At 45.8% G+C, this 9,051-nt stretch carries 6 protein-coding genes; all 6 read right to left on the reverse strand.

Going from position 1 to position 9,051, the window contains the following annotated elements; translation table 11 throughout:
- Nucleotides 1-108 precede the first annotated feature (108 nt).
- The 6 genes from BM359_RS12760 to BM359_RS12785 all read right to left on the reverse strand — a co-directional run bounded on the left by BM359_RS12760 (nucleotide 109) and on the right by BM359_RS12785 (nucleotide 8,817).
- A complete protein-coding gene (locus BM359_RS12760; RefSeq protein WP_054491188.1) occupies nucleotides 109-1,020 on the reverse strand; it encodes a class I SAM-dependent methyltransferase in 912 nt (303 codons plus the stop codon).
- Nucleotides 1,021-1,133: 113 nt separating this feature from the next.
- Nucleotides 1,134-3,875: a TonB-dependent receptor plug domain-containing protein gene (locus BM359_RS12765; protein WP_054491187.1), complete on the reverse strand. Its 2,742-nt coding sequence runs from the start codon at nucleotides 3,873-3,875 to the stop codon at nucleotides 1,134-1,136.
- A gap of 362 nt (nucleotides 3,876-4,237) precedes the next feature.
- A complete protein-coding gene (locus BM359_RS12770) occupies nucleotides 4,238-4,885 on the reverse strand; it encodes a 3'-5' exonuclease (RefSeq protein WP_054491186.1) in 648 nt (215 codons plus the stop codon).
- 2 nt (nucleotides 4,886-4,887) lie between these two features.
- Nucleotides 4,888-6,720 carry a DUF294 nucleotidyltransferase-like domain-containing protein gene (locus BM359_RS12775; protein ID WP_054491185.1) on the reverse strand — a complete coding sequence of 611 codons (1,833 nt, stop codon included), beginning with the start codon at nucleotides 6,718-6,720 and terminating at the stop codon, nucleotides 4,888-4,890.
- A 108-nt stretch (nucleotides 6,721-6,828) separates the two neighbouring features.
- The gene (locus BM359_RS12780) at nucleotides 6,829-8,544 is read right to left on the reverse strand and encodes a sodium:solute symporter family protein (RefSeq protein WP_054491184.1); all 1,716 of its coding nucleotides are present in this window, start codon (nucleotides 8,542-8,544) and stop codon (nucleotides 6,829-6,831) included.
- 6 nt (nucleotides 8,545-8,550) lie between these two features.
- Complete coding sequence (locus BM359_RS12785) at nucleotides 8,551-8,817, reverse strand: DUF4212 domain-containing protein (protein WP_054491183.1); 267 nt, start codon at nucleotides 8,815-8,817, stop codon at nucleotides 8,551-8,553.
- Between the last annotated feature and the right edge of the window lie 234 nt (nucleotides 8,818-9,051).

Genomic DNA, 9,051 nt, shown 5'->3' on the forward strand with positions numbered 1-9,051 from the left:
TAACAGGAAGTTAATAGCTTGTAAACTTTTCGTTCTAATTTTGTTGGCTTTGTTGCAAAGAGTGTTAACAAGGCCACAAAAAGTGGCCTGCGCCATAAACAAAAAAGTTTACTTAAAAGCAATGACACAATTCCCAAACACACCACTCTCAGGAAACTGTACCTGCTGCACTGTCACTTTTTTAAAGCCCGCAGCCTCAAACTGCTTTTGAGTTTCGTCCATATCACCTAACTGTTCAGTTGCTTTCAGTAAGGTTTTGGTTCGTGCTTTGTGCGCATTTAATGAATCCATATAACCGTTAAGAACCTGGCGCGACTCTGCGTCTTTACCTTCTGCTGCCGCATTTAACAGGTGCTTAGTAGCCGGCACAAAATTCATGGCATGAAATGATGGGTTGCGTTCATGCTTGCGAACAAACTGATTGAGTATCTGTTGTGCCTGCAAAGCAGAACGCGGTAAGTTTTTGGGACCATGCTTTAGCAGCGCTTCTTGCAGCGGCTCCACTGATTTTTTAAGTTGCTTAATTACAGAGGGCATTAAGTCATAAATTGCTTCACTCTTCTTATAAATAACAGACTCTTTTGAGTGAACCAGAGCAATCAACATACCGCCACGCTTTAGCTGAGCATTGAGGTTCTTCAACCCCTCAGCCATATCCCCGTACTCCAGCCCGTAGTGAGAAACAAAGGTACCCACTTTTTTATTTGAAGCTAGCTGGAAACTCTCGTAAGGCGTATCACCCTGAAGTTTTAGCTCCGTATTAGGTGGGTTTAGTTGAGCAGAATCGATGCCCTGCACATCAAGTTTCTTGCTTTTTTCTTTTGCATACTCGTTTAACCATTGAACAACAGCGCCATTACCGGTACCGATGTCCACAATAGGCTGTTTCACGTCATTTTCATCCATGCGTTCGAACCAAAACTTTCGCATTTGGTAAGCGGGTAAACGTGAGCTGTCATCTAAAAAACTCGCCTTGGCACCCTTTTGCCAAAAATAACTCCACGGATTACTTTGCGTCATTTCCTTCCCTTATTGTTAGTTTTGTCTTAGCCGAATCATAATAACACTCTCTTATTCTGCCATAAAAAAACCCAGCCGAAGCTGGGTTTTTAAACAACTAACGTTGTCAGGCCTTAGAACTTCATGCTGATACGACCATACCAGTATTGACCAGCAGTGTCATAAGAAGAGTTCAAAGTATTCATATCGTTATTGTTAGTAACGTATGGAGGCTGCTTATCAAACACGTTACGCGCACCAAGAGTAAAGGTGGTTGTTTCGCTGAAGAAGTAGTTCATCTGTACGTCATGATATACGTAGCTTCCTACTTCGCTTGACAGATCATCCACATCGTAGTTGATGTCAGTTACGCCATCCTGGTAGCGAGTGATCCAGCTCCAGTCGAAGTCACCAATTTGGTAACCCATAGTCAGGTTTGTACGCAACTCTGGGAATGCCGCTACACGACCACCGAAGTTGGTGTCTGCGCCGAATTTTCCAGCCAACTCAAGAGTTTCCGCACCTTCTTGCGCCAGGTATTTGTACTCATCGAGTACAGTACCGTCAACACGCAGGTTGAACATGCCGTCACCCAGGTCAGCTGCCCATTTCACATCGAAGTCAAAACCTGAAGTTGTGAAGGTTGAGATGTTTGCAGTACCGGCAAGAATACCAGCCATGTAACCTTGAGAGTCACGGAACTCAGAACCTGAGTAACCAGGACGACCTACAGCTTCCGGACCTAAAATCAGGTCACAAGAATTCGCTGAGAAGTTTTCACTGTTGTAACACTCAGAGATGATAGCGGAAGTACTTGGCGCACCTAAACCATCTTCAATTTCGATGTCGTAGTAATCAACTGCAACGCTGAAGTTCTCGATGAACTCTGGTTGATAAACAACACCTAAAGTGAAGCTTTCAGAGGTTTCAGGTTTCAGATCCGGGTTACCACCAACCAATGTTGAAGACTGGTTGTTGTCCAGGCTGAAGTCGCCCGGTAAGCCTTCTGATGCACAGTTGTCTTTAACTGTCTGGCTCTGGCTACCTGTACCGTAGTCGATACATGGATCTGTGTAGCTGATGTTTGACTCAACTTGTGGTGAATACAAGTCACCGATACCTGGAGCGCGGAAGCCTTCAGCAAAGGTTGCACGAACCAATGTACCTGTAGTTGGTACGTATTCTAAACCGAATTTAGTGGTAGTTTGTGCATCAAGGAAGTCGTAATCAGAACGACGCACTGCCGCAGACAGGTCAAGACGCTCTACGCCAGGCATACCAGCTAACAATGGAGCATTAATTTCCATGTAAGCTTCCTGAACGTCGTAAGAACCTTCAGTTGGCTCTGCTGCAACGCTGTAGATTTGGCCTAAGATTGCGCCACCGTCTGGCTGGTTCTGATATTCTTCCCAACGTTTCTCAACGCCGACAGCCCATGAAATTGGACCTGCAGGTAAGCCAAATGAACCAGTGTCACCAGTTAAGTTAGCCATTAACTGTTTTGTCGTCGCACGATCAACTGGCGAGTTAGGAATTGTTGCGTAGTCCTGGAATTCTTGCGTGAAGGTACCTTCCTGGAACGGGTTCCACAGGCCTGGGCACTCTTCATCTGCGTCACACAGTGTTGGATCTAACAAGTTACCGATACGCTCTGGGTTTGAGCGACCATACTCTACGCGGCTGTCAACATAGCGTGCGTAGTTGTATGAGATGTCCCATGACCAACCGTTATCCAGGTAACCTTCCAGTCCGAATACCATGCGGTAGTCAGAGAAATCCTGAGTAAATGAACGTCCGCCAGTTTCGGCCAGACGACGGTAGATGTATAGGTCTTCACCAATTGGGTTGTCAGGATGATCGCCAGCAACTGTTGGTCCCCAGAAAGTGCCTTCTGCAGCCATTAGCTGGTCAGACTGACGGTTAGTGAAACCACCTTCCATAAATGCTGAAAGGTCACGAGTTAGCTCGTAGTTTGCAGACGCATTAATTGAGAAGATGTCCTGCGGTGTAACCATGTAGCTTGCAGGTGCAAAGTTGTAAGCGTCTTGCTGACCATCATACGGACGAATTTCGCCAGTGTTAGGGTCTACGACAAAGCTTGTACCTGCGTTGCCTGAGTTATACTGAGAGTCTTCATCAGCTGCAGACCAGTTACCGTAAGGAATAGTTGAAGAACCACCACGTACGATTTCGCCGCCAGACTCACTCAGAGGGTAGCGCGAAAAGTCGCGATCGCCCTGCCAGATAGGGTTACGGTTTTGGTACTCAAGCGCTAAAGTTACGTTGCCTTTGTCGCTGGTAGCGCCGATAACACCTGAAACTTTAGTCGTTTCGCCGTCGCCTTCACCGGTTAAGTCGTACTGAGCTGAGAACTCCGCACCTTCAAAATCTTTCTTGGTGATAAAGTTGATTACACCGGCGATAGCATCAGAACCATAAATGGTTGATGCGCCGTCACGTAATACTTCAACACGCTCAATGTAAGCCATCGGGATTGAGTTTAAATCACCTGAAGCGTAACGACGGCCGTTGATCAAGATCAGCGTACGAGCTGAACCCAGACCACGTAAGTTAGCAGAAGCGTAACCAACAGAGCCGTTGTTTGTGTTTGAGCCGTTGTAACCACCGTTCATGGAAGGAATGTTATGGATGAACTTTTCCATGCTGGTGAAGCCTGAGTTTTCAATTGCTTCTGAATCAAAAACTGTGATTGGGCTTGCAGTTTCAGTGTCGGTGCGTTTAATACGCGAACCAGTTACCTGAATACGCTCGACATCGTTAGCTCCTGCTTCTTGCGCAGCAACTAGTGCCGGAAAGCCTAATGTGGTTGCAATAGCTGCAGCCGTTAAGCTTTTACGAAAAGTACTATTGTTCATTGAAATTACTCCCTGGAACATTATTTTTTAGTTGCTTGATTGGCGAAAGCAACATGAAACCGACGACGCACTTATCGTTTTTGGAAGGTGCATCGTGTTTTCGGTTACAACCTTTTAACGCCGCAGGGATTTCATTTCAATAGGAGTTCAGTTCTTTTCTTAAACCTTAAGAGCTGTTTGCCTAAGAAGTGAGCTAATAGATTATTATTAAAGCTCTTTTATTAAAAAAATTAACAATAGTTTCTACGCTATTAACAGGTGTTTCAGGGTTGTAAAGAGCTAAAAAGTCGCGCTTTAAATTTACACATTTAGGTTACATGCTTTTCTTTAGAGTTTAGTCAAGACACCATTAAAATGTTAAATCAGCACGCCTTCTTTAAGACTGCTCTAGCATCTCGATGATCCTTTTCAGTAGAGTAACACTGCGCCAAAAAAAGCTCTGCACAAGCGAGGGTATCTGTTAGTGCGTGATGAGCATGATAGTCAGGTAAGTTATAACGCTTTCGACACGCACTCAGCGTTAGTTGGCCACCTTGAATAGGTTGCTGGGGGTTACGCTCAAGTTTGTTTTTTTCAAAAGCTAAAGTGTCGAAAACTGCCAGCGGTTTAAAAGGAATACCGTACTCCGCCTCAATATGCTTCAAAAACCGCCAGTCCATGCCTTTGTGGTGGCAAACTAATACGGCATCATTCAAAGCTCGACTTAACATACCGAACGTTTGCCTGGGCTCCGAGCTATGCAGAAAATCTTGCTGGGTTAAACCGTGGATAGTCGGGCTTTGACCTAATTCAAGCTCCTGTCCGTGAGCAAAAACATGATATTGAGCGTTGCCGTAGTGCATTACTGGCGGATGTATAGTCATCCACGCAATCGACAATATCTGATGCTTCTTTGGATCCAACCCGGTACTTTCAATATCCAGCGCAACATACCTCAACTCTTGCCAGGGTCGTTTTAGCTTTTGCCGGCGGTCGTACCAATGAGCAAGTTTCTCTAACCATTGCGCCATAACTAATAACCCTGGCGACTGAATTTTAAGCCTACGCCCTGTTGGGCTTCTTTAATTATCTTAAATGCGGTTTTCAATTGTCGTCTTGATAAGGTACTTAACTCATCCGGATCTATTGCGTTTTTGGGTTTATCTGTTCCCCAGACTTTTAGTTGATGATTCAACCTCAGTTGAGTCAGAAACTCCCAGGCTTCCAGCAGCGACTGGTTATCGCGTCTGTTTAGCAGATTACTACCTTTTAAAGCTGCCAGTCGTGCTGGCGTACTCGGCGATGTCAGCCCTGCCTGCAGAGAATAAATGCGGGCAATATCATTAATAAGTGCAATTCCGTAGCGCTTGATATCAATGGTGTCACCATCATCCGTGTCTTCTGTACGCAACCGATTAAAAAGCCCAAGCGGAACACTTATTTTATTGACTAAAATAGCCAGATTTCCTAAAAACATTTCATTCCTGGCTAAATCAGCTATTTGCTTACGATACTCCTGGTAAAACTTACCGGGGCCCACCACCGGACGACTGTCAAAGAATATCTGACAGTACATCAGAGCCTTAGGTGTCGGACTCTCTATCCAGCTAGTAAAACGCTTTTTCCACTCATCTATTGTGCCGCGACAATCAGGGTTAGATGCCATAATATTGCCCGGGCATGATGGGATACCGCATTCATTGAGTCCCTCACAAACATACTCACCCAAACCGGCAAACCAGTCCTTTTGTTTGTCGGTTAAACCGTTACTCAATAACAGGCCATTGTCCTGGTCGGAGCTTAACGTTTGGTCTTCCCGTCCCTGCGAGCCAAACGCGAGCCAACTGTATGCAGCCGGAGCAGCACCATTTTCTTGTTCATACAAATGTATAAGCTGGCGTGTCATACCGTCGGTAACCGACGCCATAAGACGACCCAGTATTGAGGTTTGTTTTACGCGACTGGCAAAGGTTTGCAGATAGTCCGGCAGCTTTCTAGCCTCTTCTACTAACTGCTCTTTGCTACCCGCTTTACGAATGGCACTAATAAGAAACACAGGATCACTGCGTTGCTGGCGGATTAAATCGGTAGCGGTCACCATGCCTACAGGTTGGTTTTGATCGTTAACCACAGGCAGATGATGGATGTTGCTGGAAGTCATTGTTGTCAACGCATCCATTAATGAGCGGTTCTCATAAACAGATTCAGGTAATTGCGTCATTACTGCGGCAACTCGAACGTCAAGCGGCAAGCCTTCTGCCACAACGCGGTTTCGCAGATCTCTGTCCGTCAAAATTCCCACAAGCTGGGTATCATCTACAACCAGTACAGAGGATATACCGTTGCTGGACATCAGTTTTGCCGCTTCCTGTACAGAAGTGTCACTGGTTAAGCTAACGGGGGGCATTGTAACGACACTACCAACGGTTTGCTCACTCCAGTCAAGCTCATCATTTTCGTCGCTTTTTTGTTCTGTTAGCAAGCGTTGTCCATGCGCGCGAATGAAGTACTGTTCGAAGGGTTTCGACACATTACGAAGACGATCGAAGGCAGACTGAGGCAAAATATAAACAATGCCATCCTCTATCGTTTTAAGTTTATTTACTACTTCTCGACCCGATAACAACGACGGATAGCCGAAGAGATCACCACTTTCCAGACGCTCAATTAATCGTCCGTCGGCACCTCGCAAATCAAAGACCCCCGAGCGCACAATAAAAAGTGCAGGTCGCATGTCTTTCATAATTTCATTGCAGTTTTCTTCATTCATATAAACGGACTGCAATTGAGATACCGCCCAACTTCTCTGCTCTTCAGATAACGTATCAAATGGAGGGCAATCTTTTAGAAATGCATTTACTTCCATGAGCTGACCTCAATGTGGAAAAGCTGATTTCAGTTTTGTGTATTAACACAACTTAGTCAATAAAAAGCCCAGCACTCGGGCTGGGCTTTAACTGTATTATGTTATTCATTAGTGAGACTGAGCTTCACCCGATCCTTTCGGATAACGAATAGACTCAACCAGCTCCTGAATATCTTCCGGGGCGTCACCAGTAAATTTATGCACAATAACAGCAACGACAAAGTTGATTATCATACCTAAAGTACCAATGCCCTCCGGTGAGATACCGAATAACCAGTTTTCCTGAGTATTTAACTCCGGAGCGACGAACTTGAAGTAAACAATGTAGCAGAAGGTAAACAGTATACCGACAACCATACCTGCTACTGCACCTGCACGGTTCATGCGCTTATGGAATACGCCCATGATGATCGCAGGGAAGAAGCTCGCTGCGGCTAAGCCGAACGCGAAGGCGACCACCTGCGCCACGAAGCCGGGCGGATAGATACCGAAATAAACAGAGATAATTATCGCGACCGCAGCTGCGAGTCGGGCGTAGAAGAGCTCCTGCCTATCCGTGATATTCGGTGCCAAATTTCGTTTCAATAAGTCGTGCGAAACTGACGTTGAAATAACCAATAACAAGCCTGCAGATGTAGAGAGCGCAGCGGCTACCCCACCGGCAGCTACAAGAGCAACGACCCAGGCAGGCAAATCTGCAATCTCAGGGTTAGCTAAAACCATGATGTCACGGTCGATAGTCATTTCATTGCGTTCATCACCTGAATAGAACATTTTGCCGTCATCGTTCTTATCTTCCCAAGTGATCAAACCCGTTTTTTCCCAGTTTTTAATCCAGCTTGGTGCATTCTCATATTCAACGCCCGTTAATTCAGGACCGTTGATAGTATTGAACATATTGACCTTGGCAAACGCAGCAATAGCAGGCGCTGTTAGGTAAACCACAGAAATAAAAGTCAGAGCCCAGAATGCAGAGCGACGTGCATCGCGTACTTTAGGTACGGTGAAGAAACGCACAATAACGTGAGGCAAACCGGCAGTACCGACCATTAATGCAGCTGTGATGAAAAACACATCGACTTTACTACGCATACCTTCCGTATATGCAGCAAAACCAAGTTCCTGAGACAGTCCATCGAGCCGGTCGAGCAGGTAATTTCCTCCGCCCGGAACGTCTTGAGCTATGGTTGCGCCAAATCCGGTTTGCGGCAAGAAATGATCCGTCATTAATAGTGAGATGAAAACAGCAGGGACAACGTAAGCAAACATTAGTACGACGTACTGTGCCACCTGTGTATAAGTGATTCCCTTCATACCACCGAGTACGGTGTAGAAGAAAACGATGATTGCGCCAATAATAACACCCGTTGCAATATCCACTTCCAGGAAGCGGGAGAATACAACACCGACACCACGCATTTGTCCTGCAATGTAAGTAAAGCAGATCAAGATAGCGCAGATTACTGCGATAGTACGAGCGGTTTGTGAATAGTAGCGGTCGCCAATGAAGTCCGGCACAGTGAACTTACCAAACTTACGTAAGTAAGGAGCAAGACACATGGCCAATAAGACATAACCGCCAGTCCAGCCCATTAGGTAAACTGAGCCATCATAACCAGCGAAGGCTACGATACCCGCCATTGAGATAAAAGAAGCAGCTGACATCCAGTCAGCAGCTGTGGCCATCCCGTTCATTACCGGGTTAACACCACCGCTTGCTACATAAAAGTCATTCGTTGAGCCAGCACGTGACCAAATTGCGATACCAATGTATAGCGCGAAGGTCAGGCCGACGATTATAAAGGTGAGCGTTTGAATATCCATAGCGCCTTAGTCCTCGTGTACATTATATTTGTTATCTAACGCGGCCATGCCCTTCACATAAATGAAGATGAGCACGATGAAAGTCAGAATGGAGCCTTGCTGTGCAAACCAAAATCCCAGCTTAAAGCCAAAGAAAGTAATTTCGTTAAGCACGTCCACCAGTATAATTCCAAAGCCATAGGAAACGATAAACCATACAACTAACAGCTTGAGCATCAAGCTGAGGTTTTCTTTCCAATACGCTTTGGCATGAGATTCGCTTTCGAATGCCATAACGTCCCCTCCAGTTGTTCAACATTATTGTTTTTGGGTCGCTAACAAATGTAAGTGGGATTGTTAATAGGGGAAATTGGACTTTGGTCGTAGCTGCTACTGAAGGGAGGTATTTTGTTTGGGACATAAAAAAAGCCCCCAGCGTTAGCTGAGGGCTTCTTAGAATTAAAGTCTGGCGGTGACCTACTCTCGCATGGGGAGACCCCACACTACCATCGGCGCTGGTGTGTTTCA

Source organism: Idiomarina abyssalis, assembly GCF_900116625.1.
In the GTDB taxonomy this organism is placed as follows: Bacteria; Pseudomonadota; Gammaproteobacteria; order Enterobacterales; family Alteromonadaceae; genus Idiomarina; species Idiomarina abyssalis.

What these genes read in the sequence shown, in the direction of transcription:
- BM359_RS12780 (WP_054491184.1), bottom strand. Translation starts at nt 8,544, where the DNA reads ATGGATATTCAAACGCTCACCTTTATAATCGTCGGCCTGACCTTCGCG.
- BM359_RS12765 (WP_054491187.1), bottom strand. Translation starts at nt 3,875, where the DNA reads ATGAACAATAGTACTTTTCGTAAAAGCTTAACGGCTGCAGCTATTGCA.
- BM359_RS12775 (WP_054491185.1), bottom strand. Translation starts at nt 6,720, where the DNA reads ATGGAAGTAAATGCATTTCTAAAAGATTGCCCTCCATTTGATACGTTA.
- BM359_RS12760 (WP_054491188.1), bottom strand. Translation starts at nt 1,020, where the DNA reads ATGACGCAAAGTAATCCGTGGAGTTATTTTTGGCAAAAGGGTGCCAAG.
- BM359_RS12785 (WP_054491183.1), bottom strand. Translation starts at nt 8,817, where the DNA reads ATGGCATTCGAAAGCGAATCTCATGCCAAAGCGTATTGGAAAGAAAAC.
- BM359_RS12770 (WP_054491186.1), bottom strand. Translation starts at nt 4,885, where the DNA reads ATGGCGCAATGGTTAGAGAAACTTGCTCATTGGTACGACCGCCGGCAA.